Raw genomic sequence first — 25,734 nt, 5'->3', positions numbered from 1 at the left:
GGAGAAGCTGGGCCAGTTCAAGCTGGGCAAGGGCACTTCCATCGCCTATGAGATGGTGACCGATCTCATCAAGTTCCAGAAGGAAGATATTTACATGGGCAACCAGTCCAAGGCTACCATCGGCCTCATCGAGTCCGATGACCTGCTCAACGCGGTGGAGGCCGCTGTGGGCGAGCTGTAAAGTCAATAAAAGATGAAGGCAATAACTGAGGCGATAATGAAAATTATCGTCTCAGTTGTGCTTTATTGGAAATAAAAATATTAAATCAATGGTATCTAGCGAGAAAGTTGCGGGCAACGGGGATGGAATGCGTGGAAGGAGCCTTTGAAATTCTGCGCTCAACCGGGGAGACTTTCCATAGCATTGACGATGGGAGAAAAAGATGGTACCCTAGCGGTGAAGTCAGCTGCTGTGAAGCGGAGAGGGGAATTATCATGACCTATGAAGCGATGTTTCAGGAAGTAAAGACGCTGCTGAAGCGGGCGGATGCCAGCGGCATCCACGAGCATCTGGCCTACCAGTTCAATATTACAGGGGAAGCCAGCGGAACCTTCTACCTGGAGGTGAAGGACGGAACGCTGGCTGTGGAGCCCTACGACTACCGGGACCGGGATGCGGCATTTACCTGCTCGGCGGAAACCCTGTTTAAGATTGCCTCTGGAAAGACAGACCCGGTGGCTGCGGTATTTATGGGGAAGCTGAAGGTGGAGGGGAGCATTGACAAGGCGCTCCGGCTCAAGGAACTGCTGCCCAGGGGGAAATAAGGGCAGCGAGAAAAAGAGAAGATGCTGCTCACTGGTTTTCTGCGCTGAGCTCCACAGGTGTGCGTCAGACACTGCCTTTCCCAGCGGTCTAAAAAGTTAAAATCGAAAAAAGACATCTGCTTATGCAGATGTCTTTTTTCTGGCGGAGTAGGAGGGATTCGAACCCTCGGGCCGCTTTTGACGGCCACACGATTTCCAGTCGTGCTCGTTATGACCACTTCGATACTACTCCATATACAATTTTCAATCTGAACGCGACAACATTCAGCGCGACAGCAACATGTATTATACCATTTTTTTGGCGATAGTCAAGCCCATTCTGAAAAAAACAGTAAAAAAATCTGAACCCCCAAACAAGAGACTGGGAGGAAAAAGCAAGGGCCGGAAAGGAGTACTTTCCGGCCCGCGAAAATGTGTCACACAGGGTGCTCCAGCATATCCAGCAGCAGGGCTTCGTTTTGTCGGGCAGCCTGGGCCAGCTGGGCGGATTTTTGGCGCAGGCGCTCCAGAACCTGGTCGTAGTCCGCCATCAGGGCGTCTGCCCGGAGAATCGCCTCCGCGGCGTCAAAGCGGTCCACATAGCCCGCGGCAGGCAGCTCCAGCTCCTGGAGGTAGCTCTCCACCTTGGGGTCGTAGACCAGCCCCAGGGAGGGCACGGCCATCCGTCCGGCAAAGATGAGGGTGTGAAGCCGCATGGCCAGACACAGCCGGGCCTGGCCCAGGACGGCCATCAGCTCCCGGGGGGTGCAGACGCAGTCCAGAAGGTAGGAGGGCTCGGTCATGGCCTGCTGAACCAGCTGGGCGGTGGCCCGGTCCCGGGCAGGCTGCATCAGCAGGAACAGCACCTCCAGGCCGTAGGTGCGGTGCAGGTGGTCACACAGCTTGGCCAGCTCCTTGGGGAAACGACCGGTGTCCGGCCAGTCCCGGACGGATACCGCCACAAAGGGCTTGCCTTCCGGCAGACCAGCCGCCCGGCACAGCTCCTGCCCACGCTCCGACGAAGCGGGGGAGAGATGGAACACCGGATCGGCGGTCACATAGAGGTCCGAACGGGTCACGCCCATGTCCGCCAGCTCCCGGGCGGAGCTGTGGTCCCGCAGGGTGACCAGGGTGGCCCGTTCCACCACCTTTTTCACCCGCCGGCGGTTGCCAGGACGGCGCACCGGCCCGATGCCGTTGGCGTACAGCATCACCGGCTTGCCCAGCAGCTGAGCGCAGCGGATGACGGACAGATAGTAGAAGAGGGAGCGGGTGGAGGTGGTGTCCTGAAGGAGGCTGCCGCCGCCGGAGAGCAGCGCATCGCTGCGGCGCAGGGCAGAAAACACCTTCCACATGCGGAAGCGGGGAATGGCGTCCATGCCGTACTGCTTGCGGGTGAGCTCCGGGTCATTGGAGAGGACGGTGACTCCGATGTCATCGCTGGCCTCGTGGATGGCCTGCTGAATGGCCTCCAGAATGGCGTCATCGCCCGCGTTAGCAAAGCCGTAGTAGCCGCTCATGACCACCTGGTACTTTCGACGGCGGACCTGGTCATACATGGCCAGACAGTCGTTGGCCATGCGGCGCACGGAGTAGTAGTCGAAGATGACCTGGCGGCCGTAGGCGCCCACACGGGCCTTCTCCTCCGGAGACAGAGCCAGGGTGGACACCACATCCTCCAACAGAGTTTGAGGCTGGGAGAGGGGCAGCCCACGGCAGCAGAAGTTGCCCGCCTGGGCCTCGGTGAGCTTTTCCGGGCCAAAGAGGCCGTGATAGCCCTCGTTGCCCGCCACAATGACGGGCTTGCCGGCGGACATGGCTTCCAAAGCAGCCCGGGACACGCCCACAAAGATGTCGCCTGCAGCCACAATCTCGTTGATGTCCGTGCGGGGACCGGCCATGGTGATGCAGGGGCGGCCCAGGGCGGCATTGACCTCCTTGGCCTTGGCCAGCAGCTCCTGGAACACGTTGCCGCCGCCGGCAATGAGCAGCTGAATTCCGGGAACGACCCGGTCCAGCTGGGGGGCGATCTCAATGAGCTGCCGGGCCACCAAGGCCCGGTCCTGGTCCATGCGGCTGACGTAGGAGACGATGGGTTTGCTGGGGTCCAGGCCAAACTCGGCCACGACCCGCTCCCCGGAGACCTCCGGGGAGAACTTCTCCGTGTCAATTCCGTTGATGGTGACGGAGATGTGCTCAGCGGGAAGGTGATATTCCCGGATGAGGTAAGACTTGATGTCGTCGGACACCGCAATGGTGCGCTGGCCCCAGTTTGTGAGGTAACGGAGGGCGCCGCTGGTGTCAAAGACCCAGTGGGCGGTGGTGACGAAGGGAAAGCGGAGGCGGCGCTGGAGGGTGCCGCAGAGGAAGGCGGGGATGCGGGCGTGGGCGTGTACCACATCGGGCTTTTCCCGGAGAATGACGTCCCGGAGAATGGCCCGGGAGCGGAGCATATCCCCCAGGCTGCGCCGGTGCATGGGGGCATTGTAGTGCCGGATGCCGGCGGCGGTGATCTCAGGGACGTAGACGCCCCCGTTGGACACCACCACCACCTCATGTCCCTGGTGGCGCAGCTCCTTGGCCAGCTCCACGATGTGGGTTTCCGCTCCGCCGATGTCCAGACCCATGGTGGCCATCAGGATTTTCATGCTGCAGGCTCCTTTGTTCCAGTATTTGATCAGCTCAGAATGGAGTAGATAGTTCCGGTGAACTGGGCGTACATGGTGCAGAAGTTCCGGGAGGAGTTGACGCCCAGGTCATACACCCGGTTGAGCACATAGCGCCCCTCGGTGATGAGGCCCTCCCCCTGGATGGTGAGCAGCATGTCCACTCCATCCTCCACGGGGACGGTGTCGATGGTGCCGTCCTTGAACTCGGCCAGCTTGCCGCTGGGCAGAATCTCAATGTCGGTGATCTCACCCAGGGAGCCGCCGCCGCTGTTGCGGTCCTGGTCGTACACGTGGTCGCCCACCTGAACGGCGTCGGCCACATAGGTACGCACACCCCGCACCAGCATCTGGTAAGTAATGGGGGTGTTGGAGGTGGAGGTGGAGGTAATCTCATTGTGGTTGGTCTTCACATACAGGGCGAAGGCCATCACAATGACCACGGCCACGACCACCAGGTCGATGATGCTGATTTTGCCGAAGAGACGGCCGTTTCGATCAATGATTTTCATGCCTGCTCCTCCCGTTCAATGGAGATAATCGGTCCGCTGCCCATGTAGCCCTCGCCGCGGATGTAGGCGGTGGCGCCCACCCGGAGGGTGTAGCCGCCGTCCAGCAGAATGGTGTCGTTGCTGTCGGTGCAGGTGGACTCCACGGTGACCAGGGCGTCCTCATAGCCGGGAACGTCGGCCAGGACATACTCCCGGCTGTCGTGGTCCAGGATCTGGGACTGGGCGGGAACGATCTCCACGGAGACTACGTTGCCCAGCTTGTAATTCTTAATGGTGTCCACCAGGGCGTCTCCCGGCTCAATGAGGGAGCCGGTGCCCTCCATCATGCGCTGGAAACGAATGGTATAGCGCACGGTGGTGGAGGAGACAGTGGGCTGTCCAGAGGGGGTGGAGGGGGCGGGCTTAAAGGCATTCCAAAGAAGGTAAGCGCCCACGGCCAGTGCCACAATGAGCACAATGCCGTCAAACAGATTTAACCTCAGGCGAAATTTTCCGTTATTTTGTTCCATGGGGATCTCCTTTCCGTACATCCAGATAGATACGCTCAATGTTCCGGGCAAACACCGGACCGGTAAATTGGGCGTCAAAGCGCTCCTTGGCCCGCTGACCCATGCTCTTGACCTCGTTGGGGTGGTCCATCAGCCGGGTCATGCACTTGCTGAGCGCCAGGCTGTCCTGGCTGGGGAAGACCAGGCCGTTGACGCCGTGCTCCACAAGGAAGGGGTTGCCGCCGTAATCGCTGACGATGGAGGGCAGCCCCAGGCTCATGCCCTCCAGCAGGGCCAGGCTGGTGGCCTCGGTGCCGTAGGAGGCGTTGAGCTGTACATCCAGAATGTTCAGCAGCTCCGCCACATCGGAGCGGAAGCCCAGCATCTGGACCACGTCGTCCACGCCCATCTCCACCACAGCCCGGGCCACCTCATCTTCAAAGGAGCCGGTGCCCGCCATGAGGATCCGGAAATCGGTGCGCCCCTGGTCCTTCAGAAGCTTGGCCGCGTGGACCAGGTAGAGGTGCCCTTTATAGTCCTCCATCCGGGCCAGAATGCCGAAGACAAAAGTGTTTTTCGCCAGACCCAGGGACTCCCGCAGGGCGGCGCGCGCCTCCGGGCTGGTCTCGGGCACCGGGGCGATGCCGTTCATGACCACCGTGATCTTTTTGGGGGAGATGCCGCCCTCCACCAGGTTGTCCCGGGTGGCAGGGCTGACGGCGATGATGTGGTCGGCGTAGTGCTCGTTGATGAGTTTGTTCACCCAGCGGCCGGGGGGATATTTCAGCTTGGCCGGCACGGGAAAGGCGGAGTGGCGGCTATACACCACCGGCACATGGCAGCGCTTGGCGGCGATGCGGCCGGAGAGGGCTCCGTGGGTGTGGACCAGGTCGGGCTTCACCTGACGGATGAGGTCCTGAAGGACCTTCACGTCGTCCTTGTGGTAGGAGCGGTCGGCCATGCCGTCCACTTCATAGACCTGGACGCCCTCCTGCTCCAGCGGCTCCTTCAGCAGGGAGCCCCGGGGAACAGCCACCAGAGTTTCAAATTGCGTCCGGTCGGCGTAGCGCAGGTAGTTGAGAATGACCCGGCCCGCGCCGCCGATGTTGGTATCACTGATGATGTTCAAAACCCGCATCATACCCAAAGCCTCCCCTCAGGCAGCTGGCTGCGGCGGGCGGACAGAGCGCCCACGGCCAGGTAGGCCCAGAACAAAAACATGACCCGGTAATTGTAGAAGGAGTAATCCGTCATGGCCTGCACCAAAAACCCGCAGACGCCGGAGCCGAAGGCGATCTGGAAGAGGCGGCTCTGCCAGTCCTTCTCCCGGCTGATGGCAGCGCACAGCATGCGGAAGTAGTGGAAGAGCAGCAGGAAGAACACCACCAGGGCACAGATGCCCGCGTCACACACGATCTGGAGAAACAGGTTATGGGAGTGGGGGGCGTCAATGGAGCTGTAGCTGTAAGCGGGGTAGACCATGTTGAAGGCGGCGTCGCCGGGGCCGATGCCGCACAGCCAGTAGTCCTTGAGCATGGCCAGCACGCCCATCCAGATATACACCCGGTAGGAGGTGGAGTTGTCGGTGAGGTCACCGATGCTGGTAAAGCGGGTGATGACCGTTTCCGGCAGGACGAAGTACAGGGCGATGAGGGCGAAGGGGGCCAGCAGGATGAGCCGGGGATTGAGGAAAAGCACGAAGATGGCCCCGGCGAAGAGCAGAGCCAGCCAGGCACCCCGGGAGAAGGTGAGGATCATGCAGAGAGCCATAATGCCGCAGCAGCACAGGTAGAACACCCGCTTGCCCCAGGTCTTGGCCCCCAGCAGACAGGCCCCGCCCATGGGGATGGTCAGCAGGAGATACTGTCCCAGCATGTTGGGGTTTTCCAGGGTGGAGGGCACCCGGAACTCAATGCCGGAAAACATGTCGCTGTCCACCCAGGCGGCGGACTGGTAGCCCCAGCGGAAGATGTACTGGAGGATGCCGTAGAAGGCCACGGCGGTACCCGCCAGCACCATGAGGACAATGAGGGTATCCAGCTGGCGCCGTCCAGTGACCGAGTTGTAGAGGACCACAGCAAAGAGAATGAAGGCCACGGTGAGAAGGCCGGGCTTCAGACTGGCAGAACGGTTCACCGAGAAGAAGGTGGCGGCCAGATAAATGGCGGCGTAGAGGATGACATAGCGGTTGATGGGGGAATAGGCCAGGGGCCTCTTTTGGTCATGCACCAGGTTCAGAAGGAGGGAGGCATAGCCGATGGCCGCCAGGCCCAGCACCGCCATGGTGGGCAGCACAGGGGCCAGCACCACCGGCAGGGCGCACCACACCCAAACCTGGAGAAAGACGCTGCCGGCAAACAGCTTTTCCAGATGCAAAAACCGGTAGAGACGGCACAGAAGATTCCGCAGCCAGGACCACAGGCGGAAGAAGATACTGCTCTCCGACACCGCCTGATCCCAGAGGGGCGGGTGAACGAACCACTGAATGACGCCGCTGCGCTGCCACTGGTGGCTGAACCACAGGCACACAGCCATGAGGGCCCGCCACAGCACGCTGGCGTTTAAAATCTGTTTTGCTTGCTGCATAGCTTAACCTCGCTTTCCCAGACGTTTCACAAAGACCAGACCCAGTCGGGCCTCCTCCAGCCCCATGGCCAGAGTGAGCAGGGCGTACACCACCACGCCCGCCAGAGCGCAGCCGCCCAGACAGAGAAGCTCTCCCACCTTGCCGGCGGGAAGGAGCCCGCTCAGCAGGACGCGGGCACCCACGGCCCCGAGACCGGTGGCCGCGGCGGCCAGCAGCATCTTGCTAAGGTCCCGGACAAAGGGGCCGTCCAGCACCCCTTCCCCCCGGCGCTCCATGGGGATGAGCAGCATGAGGGCGTATACCGTGGAGGACACCGCCGAGGCGATGGCCAGGCCGGTGACGGACAGGGGCCCTGAAAGCAGGGCGCACAGGAGGATGTTCACTGCGATGGATACGGCGCCGGCCACCAGGGGGCCGCGGCCCTCCTGCCGGGCGAAGTAGGCCCGGCTGAGGATGTTCTGAACGGCGTAGCCCGCCATGCCCAGGGACATCCAGATGAGGGCGGTGGAGGTGATGTCCACGGCGAAGTCGTCAAAGGCTCCGCCGCCGTAAATAAAGGAGATGAGGGGACGGGCCACCGCCATGAGACCGGCGGACATGGGCAGCACGAAGAAGAGGCTGCTGTGTACCGTCTGGCGCAGAGTGTCCCGGAAGGCGCCCTCCTGCCCGCCGGCAGTGAGCCGGGAGAGCTTGGGGAAGATGACGTTGGTGATGGAGAGAATGAAGGTGCCCGTGATCACCAGATAGAGGTTGGAGGAGTACTCCATGGCGGACACCCCGGCTCCGTCGTAGAGCTGGGAGCCGAAGCGGGAATTGATGGCCAGAGAGATGGGCTGTACCCAGGTGGACACCATCACCGGCACCATGAGGGCGAAGACCTTTTTCATTCCAGGGGAGCGGAAGTCAAAGCTGGGCCGGTAATGGTAGCCCAACCGCCGCAGGGGCGGGAACTGGATGACTCCCTGGAGGAACCAGCCCACCAGATAGGCCCCCGCCAGGCCGTAAATGCCAAACTTCTGGTCGCCAAAGAGGAAATAGACGATGATGACCAGGTTAGAGAGAGTGGACATAAGGGCGGGGGCGGTAAAGTGGTCCTGGGCCTGAAGGACACCCACCAGGGAAAAGGCCACCCCGGAGAAGAACACCGTGGGGAACATCACCCGGGTGAGGGAGACGGCCAGCGCGGTGGTCTGGGGGTCGGAGTAGTCGGCAAACAGGGCCACCAGCGGCTGGGGGAAGAGCATCCCCAGCACGGTGAGCACAGCGGTGAGCAGGGAGATGATGGTAATAAAGGAACCGGCAAAACGGAAGGCATCCTTTTTCCCTTTCTTCTCCAGGTACTCGCTGAACACCGGGATGAAGCAGGCGGCGATGGCCGAGGCAAACACCGCGTCAAAAAAGACCCTGGGGATGCGGCTGGCGGTGAAGAAGGCGTTGGCCTCCATCCCCACGCTGTAATGGACGGCCAGGAGCCGGTCCCGGTACAGCCCCAGCACCTTCCCCAGGAGGGTGATGAGCATGACGGTGCTGATGGTTTTTGTGGCGTGGCTGCGGGCGTCGTCCACGGCGCACCCTCCTTTCCGCAAGTTGACAATCGACTTATTCTACACCAAGAATACCCTTTTTTCAACCACTTAAGCCGGAGGTTTACAGGTTGTTTACACTTCCCCGAGTCCAAACTTTTCCTCCGGAGCGGTTCCGGCTTTCTACCGTTTCGGCGTTGAAACCCCTTTGGGAACCTGTTATAATGAAAACCAATCGGCTGGACCTGCCGGACAGGCCCGGCCCTGTCCCACTGGTTACCATACGGAAAAAGGAGTACCCATGAAACATACCGCCGCAAAGTTCCTGCGCCGGACGGCCGCCTTTACGCTGGCGGTTCTTCTGGCCCTCCCCACGGTTTATGCTGACGCAGGGGAGAAAAAGCTTCAGACCTCCGCCGACCTGACGGATGGTCTCACCTACCGCAACACCGTTACGGTCAACAATTCCAAACGGGTGGAGAGCTTCTCCATGGAGCTCAGCCAGGACAGCGAGGCCTACCCCATTCTTCTTCAGGCCTCCGGCACCGTCTACGGCGCGGCCACCATCAACAAGGCCGTCAGCTATGCCCAGTCTCTGGGATATCATGTGCTGGGCGCCATCAACACTGACTTCTTCTCCACCGCCTCCGGCGTGCCCATCGGCATCGTCATCGAGGACGGAGTCTATAAGTCCAGCGCGGAGCACGAGGACGCCATGCTCATCACCGATGGGGTGGTCTCCCTGTGTGAGGACCCCGTGGTCACCATGGCCCTCTATAACCAGCGCACCGGCAGCACGGTGAATCCACACCATTTAAATAAATGGCGCAGCTCCACCGGCGGGCTCTACCTCCTGAACGAGGATTTCTCCACCGTTTCCACCCGTGCCTCCGGCGACGGATGGTATGTGCGCATGAAGCTGGTGGGGGGAGATGATCCGCTGGGTATCTGGGGCAGCGGGGACACCACGCTGGGCGTGAATTCGACTCTGAGCCTGGAGGTCACCGAGCTCATTCGCTCCGACGAGGCCATCACCATCGGCGAGGACGAGTATATCCTCACCGCCCACGACGACAGCGGTTACGGCTATGTCTATGACTCCTTCCGGGTGGGAGACCGGATTACCCTCACCACCACCTGCACCGACGAGGCCCTGTCCAAGGCCCAGTGGGCCGGCGGCGTGGGCGACATCATGGTCAAGGACGGGAAGATGACCGACAGCTCCTCCTGGACCTACACCGGCGACGGCCGCCAGCCCCGCACCGCTCTGGGCGTGAAGGCGGACGGCACCCTGGTGGTCTACGCAGTGGACGGCCGACAGTCGAATTACTCCAACGGCTTGAGCCAGAAGGATCTGGCTGATGAGATGCTCAAGCAGGGCTGTGTGTGGGCCGTCAACCTGGACGGCGGCGGCTCCACGGCCATCTCTGTGTGGATGCCCGGACAGAGCGGCCCCGCGGTACATAACCTGCCCTCCGACGGCAAGCCCCGCAGCTGTGCCACCTACCTGCTGCTGGTCACCGACGACAAGGGTGACGGAACGCCCAGCCGCCTGGCCCTGGCGGAGGACGGCCTGACCGTCCTGTCCGGCACCTCGGTTCCTCTGCCCAAGACGGTGGTGCTGGACAGCGGACTGAATATTCTTTCTCAAACCGCGGACGACGCTTCCGTCACCTCTCAGGGGCTGGGTACCATTGAAAACGGCGTCTATACCGCCGGGACCCGGGCCGGGACCGACACCCTGACCCTCACGTCCCGGAGCCTGGGGGTGGAGGGCACCGCTCAGATCCACGTGGTGAACAGCCTGACCTCCCTCACTGTGTCCCGGGAGGGCAGCTCCAGCGCCCTCACCTCCCTCACCGTCAAGCCGGGAGAGAAGGTGCAGCTGTCCGTCACCGGCAGCTACTGGGGCCGCACCGCTCTGCGGGACTGGAGCGGGGTCAGCTGGACGGTGACCGGCGACGTGGGAACGGTGGATGAGAATGGTCTCTTTACTGCCTCCCAGAACGGGGGCAGCGGCTCCATCACCGCCACCGCCGGCGGCGTATCCCAGACCATTCAGGTGGGCTTTAACAGCGTCCACAACGACGTGCCCCCGGGACACTGGGCCTATGACGCGGTGGAATACTGCTATGCCCACGGCATCACCAGCGGAATCTCCGCCACCGAGTTCGGCGCCGACTATCAGATCCAGCGGGCCGATTTCATGCTTATGCTCTATAACACGGTGGGCCAGCCCGCTGTGACCTCCGGCTGCACCTTCACGGACGTCTATCCCACGGACTACTACTATACCGCCATCTCCTGGGGCCAGAGCATTGGCCTGGCCGCCGGTGTGGGCAACGGGCTCTATGCCCCCCATGAGCCGGTGAACCGGGAGCAGGCCTTTACCATTCTGCGCCAGTTCATGCCTCTGGTGGGCAAGGAGTGCCCCGACGCCAGCCTGTCGGTGCTGGACGTCTACCCCGATAAGGACCAGATCGCCGACTACGCCAAGGGCCATGCCGCCACCCTGGTGGCCCAGGGCATTGTGTCCGGCGGAGACAGCGGCATTGACCCCAAGGGACTTCTGAGCCGGGCCCAGATGGCGGTGATGCTGATGAACATCATGACCTTCACGCCGAAAACCGACGTGCCCACTGACCCGGTGGATCCCCCCGCCAGCACCCTGACCCTGGATCAGAGTGAGCTGTCTCTCACCTCCGGCCAGAGCGCGGTGCTCAAGGCCACCCTGGATCCGGCTGTGGAAGGGGCCTCCATCACCTGGAGCAGCAGCAATCCCGCCGTGGCCGCGGTGAGCAGCCAGGGGGCTGTCACCAACCTGTACGCGGGAGAGGGTACGGCCACCGCCACCATTACCGCCTCCTGGAACGGCCAGAGCGCCAGCTGCACCGTCACCTGCGCCCCCGCTGCCCAGGTGGGCAAGGTGGTGAACGCCGAGGCGGGCCTGAATGTGCGTTCCGGTCCTGGAACGGATTACAGCGTCATTGGCGGACTGACCAACGGCACCCAGGTTGTGGTGCTGGAGGTAAAGGACGGCTGGTGCCATGTGCTCTACGCCAATAAAAGCGGACAGGCTGCCATCGGCTATGTGTCTGGCAGCTACCTGGAAGTGACCCAGCGGACCAACTGACCGCCTATCCGACCCAAACACAAAACAGCAAAACGCCCCGTCTGATTTCAGACGGGGCGTTTTTTAATCCTCCTCCCGGTGGACCACCGGGGAGATGACTGGACGGCCATCCCGGTCCAGCAGTACGGTCAGACCGCCGCTATAGCCCGCGGCGTGGTAGAGGTAGTGGACTCCGGTCTCCCGGTCCACCCAGATCTCGTTGACGTTGGCCACGCCCTGGGAATAAATCTTTTCAAACCGCTTGTTCTCACTCATAACGGATTCCTCCTGAATGACTTAACTTTTAATGGGGGCGCGGAGCAGATACCTAACCGACCAGGTCAGGCCGGCCAGAACGATAATCCCGCCTCCCACGGCCAGGTACTGCCAGGGGAAGGTGAACCAGGACGCATCCCAGGGCAGCAGCTGGGGAGCAAAGCAGATGGTCATCCAGAGGACCAACAGGACCCAGCTCCCTCTCCGGCCGAAGCGGAGGATGAGCGCTCCCATGATAATCCCCAGCAGAACGGCCGCCGCGGCCAGCAGGGGAAACCACCACCAGTCCAGAGAGAAGTCCTCCACCAGCAGGGAATTGTCTCCGGCGGTGAGCAGGAAACTGTGCCCACCCCGGCCTATGCTCAGACCATCGGCTCCCGTGAGCCACATCCAGAACCGGGGGGCCACCGCCCGCTCCAGCAGGGCCAGGAGGGCGGCAAAGCCCATGGAGCAGGTGGTCTCAAAGCCCACCAGCCCCAGGGTGAGCCCCAGGGCCCGCCGCCGGTTCTGACTGAATTTCACCGCCGTGGTGAAGTTCAGCATGGTGTGGCCCAGGGAGAGAATGGCAATGACGATGGCGGAGACAATGGGCAGGACCACGCCGGAGAGAAGCAGGCTGCTGTGCTCGCTGGCAAAGAAAAAGTGCAGAACGACGGCGGTGCCCAGGTGGATGAGCAGGAAGAAAAAGCCCACCACCCCCACAGTCAGCCACAGATCGTCCAGATTGAGACGAATGAGTTTTTTCAGCATGGGATTCACCTCATTTCACCGTGAATTTGCGAATGGTGTGCCACAAAAAAACCTCGCTCACCCCCACAAGGGCCACGGCGCCGGCGGTGAGCCACAGAGGCAGGGAGCCGAACAGCTGGGTGCCGAAGTCCCGGACGGCGCTGGAGGTGACGAACAGGGCCACCATGCCGACAATGCCCAGCACGCCGGAGAGGGTGATGACCACGATGCCCGCTGCCTTGCTCTTGATGAAAATGATGCCGGCCAGACAGCCCAGGCACAGAATCACCAGGGACATCAGGGGGAAGAACCAGGAGGTAAACCCGCACATCCGAAGCATGGGAAAGCGCTCCGGAAAGTCCCAGTTGAGCAGGGAGGGGAGGGCGGCCAGCACGCCCTGGAGCAGCCAGCCTACCAGGATGTACAGCAGGCAAATGCCCTGGACAGCCCAGAAAAATCCACGCCGGGTGGCGCCGAAGGACAGGGCCAGGTTTAGGTTGCTGGTGCACAGGGCAAAGGCGTAGATGTAGAGGATCATCAGCACCATCAGGGGAAAGACGGAAAAATAAGTGGAGAACAGGTTGTCGGCTCCGCCGGGCACACCGGTGAGCAGGGAACCCACGGTGACGATGAGGGCGAAAATCAGCAGTGCCCCCAGGTTGATCCAGGCAAACTGCAGGAGAAAACGAAAGGATTTCACCATGGCGGATCCCTCCTCACTGTCCGTCCCCGTGTCCGCACAGGGCCACGAACACGTTTTGCAGGTTCATGGGGGACACGTCCACGTCGGACTGGAGGGCGTTCTGCAGCTTTACGCCCCCGCCCCGGACGGCCACCGTCTTGTGCCGGCCCATCTGGTGGGTGGACAATACCTCCAGCCCCCGGCAGACCTGGTCCACCACGTCCTCCCGGCCGGAGATGTACCGGAACTGGTCCACCAGTTCCTCGGTGTGGCAGTTTTCGATGATGCGGCCCTGATCCAGGATGATGACGTTCTCAAAGACGGAGGCCGCCTCCTCAATGATGTGGGTGGAGACGATGAAGGTGCGCCCGGTCTGGGCGAAGTCCTCCAGCAGCAGCTGGTAAAACCGCTCTCGCATCACCACGTCCAGTCCCGCCGCCGGCTCATCCAGAATGGTCACCGGTGCGCAGCTGGCCAGGGCGATGAGGATGGTCACCATGGACATCTGGCCCTTGGAGAGCTGGGAAATCTTCTTCTTGGGGTTGAGGCCGAACTCCTCCAGCAGCCGCTGGGCGTATTCCTTGTCCCAGCCGGGGTAGTAGATGGCCGCCGAGCGGAGGTAGTGGCTGATTTTTAAATTGTTGGGGCCGGAGAACAGGGTGGGCTGCAGCTCCCGGGAGAAGCAGATCTGATCTAAAACCGCCTGATTTTCCCACACGGGCTGATCCCCGTAGGTCACCGTGCCGCTGTTCTTGGTGTTCTGCCCGGTGAGAATGCCCAGCAGGGTGGTCTTGCCCGCGCCGTTGCGGCCAATGAGACCGTAAATTTTCCCCGGCTCGATGGCCAGGTCCAGATTGAACAGCACCTGATTGGCTCCGTAGGACTTGCACAGTCCCTGGGTCTTCAATACTTCTGCACTCATTTCGCATCTCCTTCCTCAATGGCCCGGCTTACCATGGCCATCAGCTCCTCCCCGCTCAGCGCCAGGGAGGCCCCCTCTTTGACCAGGGGCTTGACAAAGCCGTCGTAGAAGGCGGCCTTCCGCTTGTTTCGCACGGCTTCTCCCGCGCCCGGAGCCACAAACATACCGATTCCTCGCTTTTTATACAGAATGCCGTCGGCCACCAGCAGATTGATGCCCTTGGCAGCGGTGGCCGGGTTGATGTTATAGCCCCGGGCCAGCTCATTGGTGGAGGGGACCTGCTCTCCCTCCCGATAGACCCCGCGGAGGATGTCGTCCTCCAGCATGCGGGCGATCTGCAGATAAATCAGGGACTGATCGTTCAATGTACCATGCACACAATCACCTCCAAAGAAGAGTGGGAACCATTCAAGGCTGAATGGGGGTGGGCGGACCGCTGCTGCCGCCAAAGCCTATGGTCAGCCAGAGGAGCAGACCGGCATACAGCAGACACAGGAGCAGCACCATCCCGCATGCCAGGCGGAGCGTGGCGCTTCTGGAGCGGAACAGCCCCGCCAGGGCGGAGACAAGCAGTACGGCCATCAGAAACACGCCGCCTCCGCTGATCAGGAAGGTCAGGACCTGCTGGCCGAGGCCTGTGGATGTGAATGACACAGGAAGCGCCTCCTTTCGTTTGTTGGTTCATTACTTGTGTAATTAACCATAGCACAGAGGAAGCCCGGTGTCAAGAGGGGAGAGAAACCCTCCGGTGAAAAATTTCCCAGCCCCCGAAGGGGGAAAAGGCAGGAGAGGAAAATGGGAATTTTCAAAAAAGCATATGGCTTTTTGCGGGAATTGTGGTATGATGATAAACAGGATTTCTATGGGATGGACCGGGCAGCGCCCGGGCGGAAAGGAAGTGGACGGCATGAGAAAAAAGTGGATGGGGCTGCTGCTGTGGACTGCGGCGGCCATGCTGCTGCTCACAGGCTGTCTGTTCCGGCCGCCGGATGATCTCTACAAGCTGCCGGAGAAATCCCCGGGGTATGAGCAGCTCAACAGCGCCATCCGTACGGTGCGCTCCAATTTGGAGATGACCTACGGGACAAGCTGCGAGCTGGCGGTGATTGTGGGCGGAGAAAACACCGCCTCCATCCAGCTGCAGGACCTGGACGGGGATGGGGAGCGGGAGAGCGCCCTCACCTTTTTCCGGGTGCCCGGCATTGCAAAATCCATTAAAATTTATATCTTCCGCCAGTTTGGCGAGGAATACCGGGTCTCCGGTGTGGTGGAAGGCGACGGCGCCGCCATCTATTCGGTGGACTATGTGGATCTGAACGGCGAGGGAGAGAAGGAGCTGGTGGTCAGCTGGCAGATCTCCGCCGGCGTGTATCAGCTGGGCGCCTACACCCTGGACGAACTGGGAGTGCCTATGCCCAACCAGGAGGAGACCACGGGAAACGGCATCGTGCAGACCACGGATTATTCCAATCAGATGGCTACCGAGCTGCTTCTCACCAGCTGCAGCGGTGCCACCGATGGCTCCAGCGGCTATGAACTGCTGGACATTGACCGGGACACCCGCATGGAGATTGCCGTGACCCGCATTGACTCGGCGGGCGTAGGCAGCCAGGTGGAGGTGTACGGCTGGCGGGATGGGGCCTTTGTGAGCCTGAGCAGCGCCGGACTGTCTGCCGGAGTGGTATCTCTGGTGCGGATGCAGGCAAACTATCTCTCCGGGGAATTTTACCGGCCTGCGCTGTACATCACCTGCACCATGTCCGATGGTAGCCGGACCATTGATGTGCTGTCCTACCAGCAGGAAAAGCTGGTCAACCTGGCCCTGGACCCGGACACCGGCGTCAGCCGCAATATCCTGCGGGGCTATACCGAGGTCAGTCTTACGGACATCAACGGGGACTATGTGCTGGAGCTGCCGTCCCCCCGGCGTCTGCCCTCCATCAGCGAGGCAGTGACCTCCAATTTCTGGCTCATCGACTGGAGCCAGTATGACGAGAAGGGGAAGTGCAACCAGGTTCTGACCACCTATCACAATGTGGCCGACTCCTGGTACCTCATCATCCCTGACAGCTGGAAGGATATGATCACCATTTCCCGCAACGACGCCCTCAGCGGACAGCGGGAGGTCATCTTCTCCCTGTGGCAGGGTGTGGGGGAGGACCCGGTGCCCTTCCTGAGCATCTATAAGCTTACCGGAAACAACCGCACGTCCCGGGCCGCCTATGAGGGGCGGTTTATCCTCCGGGAGGAAGAAAACGTGATTTACGCCGCCGCCTTCTACGACTGTGACTGGGACTGCGGCCTGGACCAGACCAGCCTGATGGAGCACTTCAATACCATCCAGGCCAGCTGGTATAGCGAATAAAGAACAGGCCTGAGGGCTGGGCAGAGGAGGAATGAGCCGATGAAAAAGATTCTGGTGCTGGAGGATGAGGAAAACATCCGCAGCTTTGTGGTGATCAATCTCAAGCGGGCGGGCTATCAGACCATCGAGGCCGCCACCGGCGAGGACGCCCTGGTGGCCCTGAAGGAGAACCCGGACGTGAAGGTGGCCCTGCTGGACATCATGCTCCCGGGGATTGACGGCTTTGAAGTGTGCCGCCGGATCCGGGCCATGGACAACAAGATCGGCATCATCATGCTCACCGCCCGCACCCAGGAGATGGATAAGGTCACCGGCCTCATGACCGGTGCGGATGACTACGTGACAAAGCCCTTCTCGCCCGCCGAGCTGACGGCCCGGGTGGACGCCCTCTTCCGCCGCACCGGCGGGGACCTGGACGCCAATTCCACCGATGAGATCAACGATCCGCCCTTCCTGCTGAACGTGCGCAACCGCACTCTGGAGAAAAACGGCCAGCGGGTGAAGCTGACCCAGGTGGAGTACTCCATCGTCAAGCTGTTTATGGAAAACCCTGGCAAGGCCCTGGCACGGGAGGAGATTCTGGACGCGGTGTGGGGCAAGGACTACTTCGGTGAGCTGAAGATTGTGGACGTAAACATCCGCCGTCTGCGGATCAAAATTGAGGACAACGCCCAGAAGCCGGTGTATATTAACACCGTGTGGGGCTATGGCTACAAGTGGCGGGGATAAATTTGCCTGCCCGGGCGTTGTCCGGGGCCCCGCACAGCGGGGCGACCGGCAGGCCGTAAATTCCCGGCCCGCAGGGGCGGGGATTTCCGGAGGCGGAATTCACTTCCGCCGAGGATTGAAATGAGAAGGGTCCCCATGGGCCTGCGGCCCATGGGAAAGCAACGCTCAGAAGCCGGTGTATATTAACACCGTGTGGGGCTATGGCTATAAGTGGCGGGGATAAGCGCCCCCCCAAAAAAACATTTGATTGGGAGAGGAGGAACGGCACGTGGCAAAGCGACTGGAACGCAGCGACAAAATCAAAATCCGAGGCATCCGCAAGCGCTGGCTGCTCAACAGCGTGGGCGTCGTACTGCTGATCCTCATTCTGGCAGTTGGCGCCTTTGCCACCACCCTCTGGAACTACTACTATACTAGTACGGAGGATGATCTCTCCCGGAAGGCCAGTTCCACCGCCTCTGGCTTCAAGAACTATACCCAAGCCGAGTACAGCGCGGCGGCCCAGCAGACGGTGAACAACTACGAGGAGAAAAGTCAGTTGGAGCTGCAATTCCTGGACGACACCGGGGCAGTGGTCTACTCGGCCAACGCCCTGACCGCCGGCAGCACGCCGGGCACCCAGGATATCAAGGACGCCCTGGAAAATCAGATCACCCGGGCCTGGCGGGGCAAGGACCCCACCACCGGGGAGCGGATTGTGGCCGCCTCCAGCCCCGTGGTCTATCAGGGCGTGACGGTGGGCGTCATCCGATACGTCACCTCACTCAGTGCCATTGACCGCCAGTTTGCCTTCTCCATGGGCGTCATTATCACCATTGCCCTGGTGATCTTCGCCATGGTCTACTTCTCCAACCTCTACTTCGTCCGTTCTATTGTGGAGCCCCTGGCCAGCATCACGGAGACCGCCCGCCTCATTGCCGACGGCAGCTACGGAGTGCAGATTGAAAAGAAGTACGACGACGAAATCGGTGAGCTTACCGATACCATCAACGACATGTCCCTGAAAATCAAGCAGTCGGAGAAGACCCAGTCGGAGTTCATCTCCTCCGTCTCCCACGAGCTGCGTACTCCCCTTACTGCCATCAACGGCTGGGCGGAGACACTCCAGAGCGGCGAGCTGCAGAACCCCCAGGACGTGCGCAAGGGCATGGACATCATCGTCTCCGAGGCACGGCGTCTGACCAACATGGTGGAGGAGCTGCTGGAGTTCTCCCGCATCTCCGAGGGCCGCTTCACCCTGGCGGTGGAGCCCCTGGACCTGAAGGCGGAGCTGGAGGACGCGGTGTACACCTACCGGGAGTTTTTCCGCCGGGAGGGCATCGAGCTCACCTACCAGGACTGCCCGGAGGAGAGCGTGCCCATCACCGGCGACCCCGAGCGCCTGCGGCAGGTGTTCTGCAATCTGCTGGACAACGCGGCCAAACACGGCGGATCCGGCGGGCGCATCGACGTGTCCATCCGCCAGGACATTCTGGATGCGGTCATTTATATCCGGGACTACGGCCCCGGTATCCCTGAGGAGGAGCTTCCTTTCATTAAGAACAAATTCTACAAGGGCAGCTCCAAGGCCCGGGGCTCCGGCATCGGCCTTGCCGTGTGCGAGGAGATTATCACCCGTCATGAGGGCACCCTGGACATCGGCAACGCGGAGGGCGGCGGCTGCCTGGTGACCATCCGGCTGCCGATTAAAACATAAGTTCGATTACCCTTGCTATTTCTCCGCCCTTCTGGTAGAATAGCCGTGGATTTGTCCCAAGACAAAGGAGAACCAAACCTTGATCACACAGCAACAACAAGAACCAAATCAGACCTGTTCCTCCGCCCAGGGGTGCCCCAAGGGCTTTAAAACCATGTGCGGCGGCCAGGCGCTCATTGAAGGCATCATGATGCGCGGCCCCAAAAAGCAGGCCGTGGTGGTGCGCAAGCCAGACGGAGAGCTGGAAATTCAGGAAAAGGACCTGGAATTTATCAAGGACCGCTACCCCATTCTGGGCTGGCCTCTCATCCGGGGCGTGGTCAACTTCTGTGACGCCATGTACAACGGTGTCACCGCCCTGATGTTCTCCGCTGAGTTTTTCCCGGAGGACGAGGAGGCGGAGGAGCCCTCCAAATTTGATCAGTGGCTGGAGAAGCGGCTGGGCAGCGACAAGGCGGCCTCGGTCATCACTACCATTGCGGTGATTTTGGGCATTGGAATGTCCATCGGCCTCTTCTTCCTGCTGCCTACCCTGCTGGGAACGGCGGTGACGCTGGTCACCTCCTCCATGCTGGCCCGGAATCTGGCCGAAAGCATCCTGAAACTCTTTATTTTTGTGGGCTATCTGGCCCTGTGCTCCCAGTTGGGCGAGATGAAGCGTGTCTTCTCCTACCACGGGGCGGAGCACAAAACCATTTTCTGCTATGAGGCGGGTCTGTCCCTCACGGTGGAAAACGTGCGCAAGCAGCCCCGGCACCATCCCCGCTGCGGCACCAGCTTTTTGTTCATGGTCATCGCCATCTCCATTCTGGTGTCCACAGTGGTCTTTGCCATCTGGCCGGTGAGCAATGTGTTCCTGCGTTTTCTGGCCCATCTGGCCATGCTGCCCATTATTGTGGGCGTGAGCTACGAGTTTAACCGCTGGGCGGGGCGGCACGACGGCCCCATCACCAAAATTCTGGTGGCGCCCGGTTTATGGCTTCAGAACTTCACCACCTTTGAGCCGGATGACTCCATGATTGAAGTGGGCATCAAGGCTCTGGAGCTGGTGCTGCCCGAAAAGAAGGGCGAGGACGCGTGGTGAGAGGGCCAGCCTGAGAAATCTGACAAGCTGAGGGTGAGAACATGGCAACTACCTACAACAATCTGTTTCTGGATACCCGGGCCAGACTACGCAAGGCGGGGGTAGAGGCTGCCCAACTGGAGGCCCGGGAGCTGGTATGTTATGCCGCTGACAAGACCAAAGAGCAGCTGTACCGGGACATGTCCCTCTATGTGTCCGCCCAGCTGGAAAAACGGGTGGATGAGCTGGTGCAGCGCCGCCTGGGCGGTGAGCCGGTGGCCTACATCATCGGGGAGTGGGAGTTTTACGGCCTGCCCCTGGACATCTCCCGGGATGTGCTCATCCCCAGAAGCGACACGGAGCTTTTGGCCGAGCGGGGCATTCAGAAGACCCGGGAGTCCGGTGAGGGCGCCCGGGTGCTGGACCTGTGCGCCGGCAGCGGCTGTGTAGGACTGGCCATCGCCGCCAACGTGCCCGCCTGCCGGGTGGTGCTGGGAGAGCTGTCCGAGGGCGCACTGCGCATCTGTAAGCAGAACGTGCGGCGCAATGCCCTCAATGCCCGGGTGACCTGCTTGTCCGTGGACGCCCTGGAGCCACCTGCGTCCTCCCTGTGGGACTTTGACGTCATTGTGAGCAATCCGCCCTACATACCCTCCGGGGACATTGCCGGCCTGGACGGCTCCGTGCGGGACTACGAGCCCCACATGGCCCTGGACGGGGGCGAGGACGGCCTGGACTTCTATCGGGCCATTGCCGCCAAGTGGAAGCCCGCCCTGCGCTTGGGTGGCTCCCTGGTGTTTGAGGTGGGCATCGGCCAGGCACCCCAGGTGGAGGATATTCTGGCTCAGAACGGCTACGAGAACATCCAGACCGCCCAGGACACCCAGGGAATCTGGCGTGTGGTGGAAGGCGTGCTGAACAATTAAAAGTCCGTATTAACGGACTTTCTTTCTGGTACAATCCCAAGCATAGAGAGCAAGGCCGGGCGTGCCCGGCGGGAAAGGATGAAGTGTACATGGCAACCAAGAAGCCTGCTGTGGAGGCCGCGGCCCCCGCGTCGGATAAGAAGAAGGCACTGGAGACCTGCATGGCTCAGATTGAGCGGGCCTACGGCAAGGGCTCCATCATGCGCCTGGGCGAGAATACCGGCATTGTGGTGGAGTCCATCCCCACCGGCTCCCTGTCCCTGGACATCGCCCTGGGCATCGGCGGCGTGCCCAAGGGACGTATCATCGAAATCTACGGCCCTGAGTCCTCCGGTAAGACCACCCTGGCCCTGCACATTGTGGCCGAGGCCCAGAAGCGGGGAGGCGAGGTGGCCTTCATCGACGCCGAGCACGCCCTGGATCCCAGCTACGCCCGGGCCCTGGGGGTGGACATCGACTCCATGCTCATTTCCCAGCCGGACACCGGCGAGCAGGGCCTGGAGATCTGCGAGGCCCTGGTGCGCTCTGGCGCCATCGACGTGGTGGTGGTGGACTCGGTGGCCGCGCTGACGCCACGGGCGGAGATCGAGGGCGACATGGGCGACAGCCACGTGGGCCTGCTGGCCCGGCTGATGAGCCAGGCCCTGCGCAAGCTGGCCGGCTCCATCGCCAAGACCAACTGCATCGTGATCTTCATCAACCAGCTGCGTGAAAAGGTGGGCGTTATGTACGGCAACCCCGAGGTGACCACCGGCGGCCGGGCCCTGAAGTTCTATGCCTCCGTGCGCATTGACGTGCGCCGCATTGAGGCCATCAAGGTGGGCGGCGAGGTGGTTGGTAACCGCACCCGGGCCAAGATCGTGAAAAACAAGGTGGCGCCCCCCTTCCGGGAGGCGGAGTTTGAGATCCTCTACGGCGAGGGAATCTCCAAGTGGGGCGAGCTGGTGGATCTGGCCGTCAAGCTGGACATCATCCAGAAGTCGGGTTCCTGGTTTGCCATGGGCGATCTGCGCATCGGCCAGGGCCGGGACGCCGCCCGCCAGTACCTGAAGGACAATCCGGAGATTGCCCAGCAGGTGGAGGACCAGGTGCGCTCCAACGCCTACAGGCTGATGAGTAAGCAGTCCCAGGCAGCGGCCAAGGCCGCCGGACGGGCGGTGGACGTGTCCGCCGACGACTTTGAGGACGGCAGCGAGGACTAATCCATGGTGATCCAGGATTTAAAGCCCTCCAAGCGGGTGCCCGGCCGATGGCTGGCCGCCCTGGAGGACGGGAGCATCCTGCGCCTGGGGGAGGCCCAGGTGGCGGACTTTGCTCTGTACGCCGGCATGGAGCTCAGCGAAGAGCAGGCCAAGGCTCTGCTGGAGGCCGCCCGGAGGGACAGTCTCAAAGAGAAAACCCTGGAGCTGCTCAGCCGGAAGCCCCTGTCCCGGTGGGAGCTGGAGAAAAAGCTGGAGCAGTGGGACGCCGGGGAGGAGGAGCGCCTGGCCATCTGTGACCGGATGGAGGAGCTGGGCTTTCTCAATGACCGGGTCTATGCCCAGCGGGTGGTGAGCCACTTCTCTGCCAAGGGCTTTGGCGTGAAGAAGCTGCGGGATGAGCTCTACCGCCGGGGCGTACCCCGAGAGCTGTGGGATGAGGCCCTGGAGGGGGCTGAGGATCCCGCCGAGGCCATTGACGCCTTTCTGGCCAAAAAGCTGGGAGGAAAGACGGCGGACCGCAAGGAGCTGCAAAAGGTCTCCGCCGCCCTGGCCCGCCGGGGCTACGGGTGGTCGGATATCTCCGCCGCCCTGCGCCGGTATGGGGCAGAGGTGGAGGAGGACTGAGGGCCCAGGGCCCGGAAGGAACAAGAACAGGAGCGAACAAGATGCCTTACAAAGTAGCCTTTATCTCCCTCGGCTGTGCCAAAAACCTGGTGAACACCGAGCAGATGATGGCCCTGTGCCGCAAGGCGGGCCACATCGTCACTGGGGACGCGGAGGGAGCCGACGTGGCGGTGCTCAATACCTGCGGGTTTATTGAGTCGGCCAAGAGCGAGGCCATTGACAACATTCTTCAGCTGGCTCAGCTCAAGGAGCAGGGAAAGCTGAAAAAGCTGCTGGTGGCCGGCTGCCTCACCCAGCGCTATCCCGAGGACATCCGGGCCGAGCTGCCTGAGGTGGACGGTATGCTGGGTACCGGCAGCTACACCGATGTGGTGGCCGCGGTGGAGGAACTGATGGCGGGGGAGAAGGCCGAGCACTTCGGCGACATCCACCGCACCTATGAGGATGGGGAGCGGATGGTGACCACCCCGCCCTACACCGCTTATCTGAAGATTGCCGAGGGGTGCAGCAATGGCTGCGCCTTCTGCATTATTCCCAAGCTGCGGGGCCGCTATAGAAGCCGCTCCATGGACGCCCTCCTGGCTGAGGCCAGGGGGTTGGCCGACTCTGGGGTGCAGGAGCTCATTGTCATCGCCCAGGACATCACCCGCTATGGTCTGGATTTGAAGGACGGAAGCTCCCTGGCGGGCCTTCTGAAGGAGCTGTGCAAGCTGCCCTTCCACTGGATTCGCCTGCATTACCTCTATCCTGAGGTCATCACCGACGAGCTTATCGAGGTCATTGCCTCCCAGCCCAAGATTCTCCACTATTTGGACATTCCCATCCAGCACTGCAACGACGCCATTCTCAAGGCCATGCGCCGCCGGAACACCAAGGCAGAGCTGGAGGAGCTGTTTGCCCGGCTGAGAAAGGCCATTCCCGACCTGGTCATCCGTACCTCCCTCATCTGCGGCCTGCCCGGCGAGGGAGAGGCGGAGTTTGAGGAGCTTTGTGAATTCCTCAAGGAGCAGAAGCTCCAGCGGGCCGGGGTGTTCCAGTTCTCCCCCGAGGAGGGGACTCTGGCCGCCGCCATGGACAACCAGGTGGACCCAGAGGCGGCCCAGCGCCGGGTGGAGCTGGTGGTGGACCTCCAGTCCCGGGTGATGGACCAGTGGAACGAGGAGCGCCTGGGCACCGTGATGGAGGTGCTGTGCGAGGGCTTCGACGGGGAGGCGGGCTGCTATGTAGGCCGCACCTATGCCGACTCGGTGGACATCGACGGCCGCGTCTACTTCACCGCCGCGGGACTGGTGCCCGCCGGAACCTTTGTCCCCGTGCGCATCACCGGCGTCTCCGACGGCGATCTCACCGGTGAGATTGATGAATAAGGAATTTGTAGTTTTGAGGTGTAATAGAATATGAATACCGCCAACAAGCTGACCATCCTGCGGGTGATCATGATCCCTGTGTTCCTGCTGGTGCTCTACCTCCATGTTCCGGGCGCCAACTACTGGGCCCTGGCCATCTTTGTTCTGGCCAGCCTTACGGACACGCTGGACGGCTACATCGCCCGGCACTATAACCAGATTACCGACTTTGGTAAGTTTATGGACCCCCTTGCGGACAAGTGTCTGGTGACCGCAGCTATGCTGTGGTTTGTGGAAATCGGCCAGATGCCCGGCTGGGCCCTGCTGGTGGTCATCATCCGGGAGTTCGGCGTGTCCGGACTGCGCATGGTGGCCGCGGACAAGGGCCGGGTCATTGCCGCCGGCTGGTCGGGGAAGGTGAAGACCGCCTCCACCATGGTGTGCATCGTCCTGATGCTCCTGCCCATCTCCCACTGGATCAACAGCATTTGTGTGGCGGTCATTGTGCTGACCACCATCTACTCTGGTGTGGAGTACTTTATGAAGAACCTGGATATTTTGGCCGAGGTGAAGTAAACGTTCCAAGAAGAGGAGGAAAAAATGGAACATAAGAACCGTGAAGAACATTTGAAGGGAATCTTGCTCCGTCTGGTGGTCATTTTTATCTCCGCTGTGATTATGTCGGTCAACCTGAAGAGCTTTGTCCAGACAGGTGACCTGTTTCCCGGCGGGTTTACCGGCCTGACCCGCCTCATCCAGCGCTGCTGCCTGGAAGTAACGGGCAAGGAGCTGCCCTTTGGTCCCATTAACCTTCTTCTGAACGCAGTCCCTGCAGTGGTCAGCTATAAGCTGGTAGGCAAGCGGTTTACCCTTTATTCCTGCCTGTCCATTTTCTTTGTAAGCGTGATTACGGATATGATTCCGGCCATGCCCATTACGGAGGATATCCTGCTCATCAGCGTATTCGGCGGACTGATTAACGGCCTGGCGGTCAGCCTTCTGCTGCAGGTTCGGGTGACCGGCGGCGGCACGGATTTTATCGCCATCGCCCTGTCTGAGCGAAAGAATATTGACGCATGGAACTACATTCTGTGCGGCAACGTGGTCATGCTTACGGTGGCCGGCCTGCTCTTTGGCTGGGATAAGGCCCTCTATTCCATTGTGTTCCAGTTTACCTCCACCCAGGTAATCCGTCTTTTGGACCCCGAGAGCAGACGGGCAACCCTCTTTATTGTCACTGGTCGGGAGAGTGCCGGAGGTGTGTGTGCCCAGATTCAGGAGACACACCACACCGCTACCCTGATTGAGGGTGTGGGCCTCTACAACGGTCAGCCCTGTGTGATGATCTATTCCGTAGTGGCCAGCGGTCAGATCCGCCAGCTCACCCGCAAGGTGCGGGAGGCGGACCCCAAGGCCTTTGTCAACGTGCTGCGCACGGAGAAGCTCCACGGCAACTTCTACCGGCGCCCCAGAGATTAACGATGAAAAAGACCGGATACGTCCATGAAACGGGACGTATCCGGTCTTTTTTGTTTTTTTGAA

The 25,734-nt window shown here is 61.2% G+C and carries 24 protein-coding genes, 1 tRNA gene and 1 pseudogene; 13 read left to right on the top strand and 13 right to left on the bottom strand.

What is annotated here, in order from left to right; genetic code table 11:
- Both DWX58_RS15265 and DWX58_RS14240 read left to right on the top strand, forming a co-directional pair.
- A pseudogene (locus DWX58_RS15265) lies at nt 1–181 on the top strand (hypothetical protein); the annotation flags it as partial.
- A 254-nt stretch (nt 182–435) separates the two neighbouring features.
- On the top strand, nt 436–765 hold the full coding sequence (locus DWX58_RS14240; protein WP_118644996.1) for an SCP2 sterol-binding domain-containing protein: 330 nt from the start codon (nt 436–438) through the stop codon (nt 763–765).
- A gap of 140 nt (nt 766–905) precedes the next feature.
- Here the strand turns inward: DWX58_RS14240 and DWX58_RS14235 are convergent.
- From DWX58_RS14235 to murJ, 7 genes are all read right to left on the bottom strand, one after another.
- A tRNA-Ser gene (locus DWX58_RS14235) sits at nt 906–997 on the bottom strand.
- Nucleotides 998–1,181: 184 nt separating this feature from the next.
- The gene (gene csaB / locus DWX58_RS14230; protein WP_118644993.1) at nt 1,182–3,392 is read right to left on the bottom strand and encodes a polysaccharide pyruvyl transferase CsaB; all 2,211 of its coding nucleotides are present in this window, start codon (nt 3,390–3,392) and stop codon (nt 1,182–1,184) included.
- A gap of 29 nt (nt 3,393–3,421) precedes the next feature.
- Nucleotides 3,422–3,922: a DUF4330 domain-containing protein gene (locus DWX58_RS14225; protein WP_118644990.1), complete on the bottom strand. Its 501-nt coding sequence runs from the start codon at nt 3,920–3,922 to the stop codon at nt 3,422–3,424.
- Nucleotides 3,919–4,431, bottom strand: coding sequence for a DUF4330 domain-containing protein (locus tag DWX58_RS14220; RefSeq protein ID WP_158579300.1), 513 nt, complete (start codon nt 4,429–4,431; stop codon nt 3,919–3,921). Before DWX58_RS14220 ends, DWX58_RS14225 begins: the two co-directional genes overlap by 4 nt.
- The gene (locus DWX58_RS14215; RefSeq protein ID WP_118644984.1) at nt 4,418–5,551 is read right to left on the bottom strand and encodes a glycosyltransferase family 4 protein; all 1,134 of its coding nucleotides are present in this window, start codon (nt 5,549–5,551) and stop codon (nt 4,418–4,420) included. The genes DWX58_RS14220 and DWX58_RS14215 overlap by 14 nt, the downstream gene beginning before the upstream one ends.
- Nucleotides 5,548–6,996: an O-antigen ligase family protein gene (locus DWX58_RS14210; protein WP_118644981.1), complete on the bottom strand. Its 1,449-nt coding sequence runs from the start codon at nt 6,994–6,996 to the stop codon at nt 5,548–5,550. The genes DWX58_RS14215 and DWX58_RS14210 overlap by 4 nt, the downstream gene beginning before the upstream one ends.
- Before the next feature lie 3 nt (nt 6,997–6,999).
- Entirely contained in the window at nt 7,000–8,562 is a 1,563-nt protein-coding gene (murJ, locus tag DWX58_RS14205; protein WP_118644978.1) for a murein biosynthesis integral membrane protein MurJ, read from the bottom strand.
- A 259-nt stretch (nt 8,563–8,821) separates the two neighbouring features.
- On the opposite strand from murJ, the gene DWX58_RS15935 reads away from it, so the two are divergent.
- Entirely contained in the window at nt 8,822–11,653 is a 2,832-nt protein-coding gene (locus tag DWX58_RS15935) for a phosphodiester glycosidase family protein (protein WP_118644975.1), read from the top strand.
- A 63-nt stretch (nt 11,654–11,716) separates the two neighbouring features.
- Here DWX58_RS15935 and DWX58_RS14195 read toward each other — a convergent pair whose 3' ends face one another.
- The 6 genes from DWX58_RS14195 to DWX58_RS14170 are packed head-to-tail and all read right to left on the bottom strand — an operon-like array spanning nt 11,717 to nt 14,895.
- A complete protein-coding gene (locus tag DWX58_RS14195; RefSeq protein WP_118644972.1) occupies nt 11,717–11,908 on the bottom strand; it encodes a DUF6440 family protein in 192 nt (63 codons plus the stop codon).
- 21 nt (nt 11,909–11,929) lie between these two features.
- A complete protein-coding gene (locus DWX58_RS14190; protein ID WP_118644969.1) occupies nt 11,930–12,658 on the bottom strand; it encodes a hypothetical protein in 729 nt (242 codons plus the stop codon).
- Nucleotides 12,659–12,668: 10 nt separating this feature from the next.
- Nucleotides 12,669–13,340, bottom strand: coding sequence for a hypothetical protein (locus DWX58_RS14185; protein WP_118644966.1), 672 nt, complete (start codon nt 13,338–13,340; stop codon nt 12,669–12,671).
- 13 nt (nt 13,341–13,353) lie between these two features.
- A complete protein-coding gene (locus tag DWX58_RS14180; RefSeq protein ID WP_118644963.1) occupies nt 13,354–14,241 on the bottom strand; it encodes an ABC transporter ATP-binding protein in 888 nt (295 codons plus the stop codon).
- Nucleotides 14,238–14,618, bottom strand: coding sequence for a GntR family transcriptional regulator (locus tag DWX58_RS14175; protein ID WP_118644960.1), 381 nt, complete (start codon nt 14,616–14,618; stop codon nt 14,238–14,240). Before DWX58_RS14175 ends, DWX58_RS14180 begins: the two co-directional genes overlap by 4 nt.
- 31 nt (nt 14,619–14,649) lie before the next feature.
- Nucleotides 14,650–14,895 carry a hypothetical protein gene (locus DWX58_RS14170; protein ID WP_118644957.1) on the bottom strand — a complete coding sequence of 82 codons (246 nt, stop codon included), beginning with the start codon at nt 14,893–14,895 and terminating at the stop codon, nt 14,650–14,652.
- A 253-nt stretch (nt 14,896–15,148) separates the two neighbouring features.
- Between DWX58_RS14170 and DWX58_RS14165 the strand changes: the two genes are divergently transcribed.
- From DWX58_RS14165 to DWX58_RS14120, 10 genes are all read left to right on the top strand, one after another.
- On the top strand, nt 15,149–16,606 hold the full coding sequence (locus tag DWX58_RS14165; RefSeq protein WP_118644954.1) for a hypothetical protein: 1,458 nt from the start codon (nt 15,149–15,151) through the stop codon (nt 16,604–16,606).
- A 39-nt stretch (nt 16,607–16,645) separates the two neighbouring features.
- Nucleotides 16,646–17,335: a response regulator transcription factor gene (locus tag DWX58_RS14160; RefSeq protein ID WP_118644951.1), complete on the top strand. Its 690-nt coding sequence runs from the start codon at nt 16,646–16,648 to the stop codon at nt 17,333–17,335.
- A gap of 268 nt (nt 17,336–17,603) precedes the next feature.
- Nucleotides 17,604–19,031 carry a HAMP domain-containing sensor histidine kinase gene (locus tag DWX58_RS15930; RefSeq protein WP_118644948.1) on the top strand — a complete coding sequence of 476 codons (1,428 nt, stop codon included), beginning with the start codon at nt 17,604–17,606 and terminating at the stop codon, nt 19,029–19,031.
- Between the two features lie 79 nt (nt 19,032–19,110).
- Entirely contained in the window at nt 19,111–20,115 is a 1,005-nt protein-coding gene (locus DWX58_RS14150) for a DUF1385 domain-containing protein (protein WP_347559180.1), read from the top strand.
- A 41-nt stretch (nt 20,116–20,156) separates the two neighbouring features.
- Nucleotides 20,157–21,020 (top strand): peptide chain release factor N(5)-glutamine methyltransferase, encoded by an 864-nt coding sequence (prmC, locus tag DWX58_RS14145; RefSeq protein ID WP_118644945.1) that lies wholly within the window; start codon nt 20,157–20,159, stop codon nt 21,018–21,020.
- Between the two features lie 89 nt (nt 21,021–21,109).
- Nucleotides 21,110–22,222: a recombinase RecA gene (gene recA, locus DWX58_RS14140; protein ID WP_118644942.1), complete on the top strand. Its 1,113-nt coding sequence runs from the start codon at nt 21,110–21,112 to the stop codon at nt 22,220–22,222.
- Between the two features lie 3 nt (nt 22,223–22,225).
- A complete protein-coding gene (locus DWX58_RS14135) occupies nt 22,226–22,846 on the top strand; it encodes a RecX family transcriptional regulator (RefSeq protein ID WP_118644939.1) in 621 nt (206 codons plus the stop codon).
- A 41-nt stretch (nt 22,847–22,887) separates the two neighbouring features.
- A complete protein-coding gene (gene rimO / locus DWX58_RS14130) occupies nt 22,888–24,213 on the top strand; it encodes a 30S ribosomal protein S12 methylthiotransferase RimO (protein ID WP_118644936.1) in 1,326 nt (441 codons plus the stop codon).
- Nucleotides 24,214–24,243: 30 nt separating this feature from the next.
- Nucleotides 24,244–24,768, top strand: a complete 525-nt coding sequence (pgsA, locus tag DWX58_RS14125; protein WP_118644934.1) for a CDP-diacylglycerol--glycerol-3-phosphate 3-phosphatidyltransferase — start codon at nt 24,244–24,246, stop codon at nt 24,766–24,768.
- 24 nt (nt 24,769–24,792) lie between these two features.
- On the top strand, nt 24,793–25,671 hold the full coding sequence (locus tag DWX58_RS14120; protein WP_118644931.1) for a YitT family protein: 879 nt from the start codon (nt 24,793–24,795) through the stop codon (nt 25,669–25,671).
- The last annotated feature ends 63 nt before the right edge of the window (nt 25,672–25,734 follow it).

The organism is Pseudoflavonifractor sp. AF19-9AC (genome assembly GCF_003478995.1).
Lineage (GTDB): Bacteria > Bacillota > Clostridia > Oscillospirales > Oscillospiraceae > Lawsonibacter.
Note: the sequence above shows the minus strand (reverse complement) of the source record. Positions and strands in the feature narration are given on the sequence as shown.

Coding starts and splice junctions, on each gene's coding strand:
- pgsA (WP_118644934.1), top strand. CDS start 24,244: ATGAATACCGCCAACAAGCTGACCATCCTGCGGGTGATCATGATCCCT.
- DWX58_RS14160 (WP_118644951.1), top strand. CDS start 16,646: ATGAAAAAGATTCTGGTGCTGGAGGATGAGGAAAACATCCGCAGCTTT.
- DWX58_RS14195 (WP_118644972.1), bottom strand. CDS start 11,908: ATGAGTGAGAACAAGCGGTTTGAAAAGATTTATTCCCAGGGCGTGGCC.
- prmC (WP_118644945.1), top strand. CDS start 20,157: ATGGCAACTACCTACAACAATCTGTTTCTGGATACCCGGGCCAGACTA.
- DWX58_RS15935 (WP_118644975.1), top strand. CDS start 8,822: ATGAAACATACCGCCGCAAAGTTCCTGCGCCGGACGGCCGCCTTTACG.
- DWX58_RS14220 (WP_158579300.1), bottom strand. CDS start 4,431: ATGGAACAAAATAACGGAAAATTTCGCCTGAGGTTAAATCTGTTTGAC.
- csaB (WP_118644993.1), bottom strand. CDS start 3,392: ATGAAAATCCTGATGGCCACCATGGGTCTGGACATCGGCGGAGCGGAA.
- DWX58_RS14215 (WP_118644984.1), bottom strand. CDS start 5,551: ATGATGCGGGTTTTGAACATCATCAGTGATACCAACATCGGCGGCGCG.
- recA (WP_118644942.1), top strand. CDS start 21,110: ATGGCAACCAAGAAGCCTGCTGTGGAGGCCGCGGCCCCCGCGTCGGAT.
- DWX58_RS14190 (WP_118644969.1), bottom strand. CDS start 12,658: ATGCTGAAAAAACTCATTCGTCTCAATCTGGACGATCTGTGGCTGACT.
- DWX58_RS14120 (WP_118644931.1), top strand. CDS start 24,793: ATGGAACATAAGAACCGTGAAGAACATTTGAAGGGAATCTTGCTCCGT.
- DWX58_RS14180 (WP_118644963.1), bottom strand. CDS start 14,241: ATGAGTGCAGAAGTATTGAAGACCCAGGGACTGTGCAAGTCCTACGGA.
- DWX58_RS14185 (WP_118644966.1), bottom strand. CDS start 13,340: ATGGTGAAATCCTTTCGTTTTCTCCTGCAGTTTGCCTGGATCAACCTG.
- DWX58_RS14165 (WP_118644954.1), top strand. CDS start 15,149: ATGAGAAAAAAGTGGATGGGGCTGCTGCTGTGGACTGCGGCGGCCATG.
- rimO (WP_118644936.1), top strand. CDS start 22,888: ATGCCTTACAAAGTAGCCTTTATCTCCCTCGGCTGTGCCAAAAACCTG.
- DWX58_RS14240 (WP_118644996.1), top strand. CDS start 436: ATGACCTATGAAGCGATGTTTCAGGAAGTAAAGACGCTGCTGAAGCGG.
- DWX58_RS14135 (WP_118644939.1), top strand. CDS start 22,226: ATGGTGATCCAGGATTTAAAGCCCTCCAAGCGGGTGCCCGGCCGATGG.
- DWX58_RS14210 (WP_118644981.1), bottom strand. CDS start 6,996: ATGCAGCAAGCAAAACAGATTTTAAACGCCAGCGTGCTGTGGCGGGCC.
- DWX58_RS14225 (WP_118644990.1), bottom strand. CDS start 3,922: ATGAAAATCATTGATCGAAACGGCCGTCTCTTCGGCAAAATCAGCATC.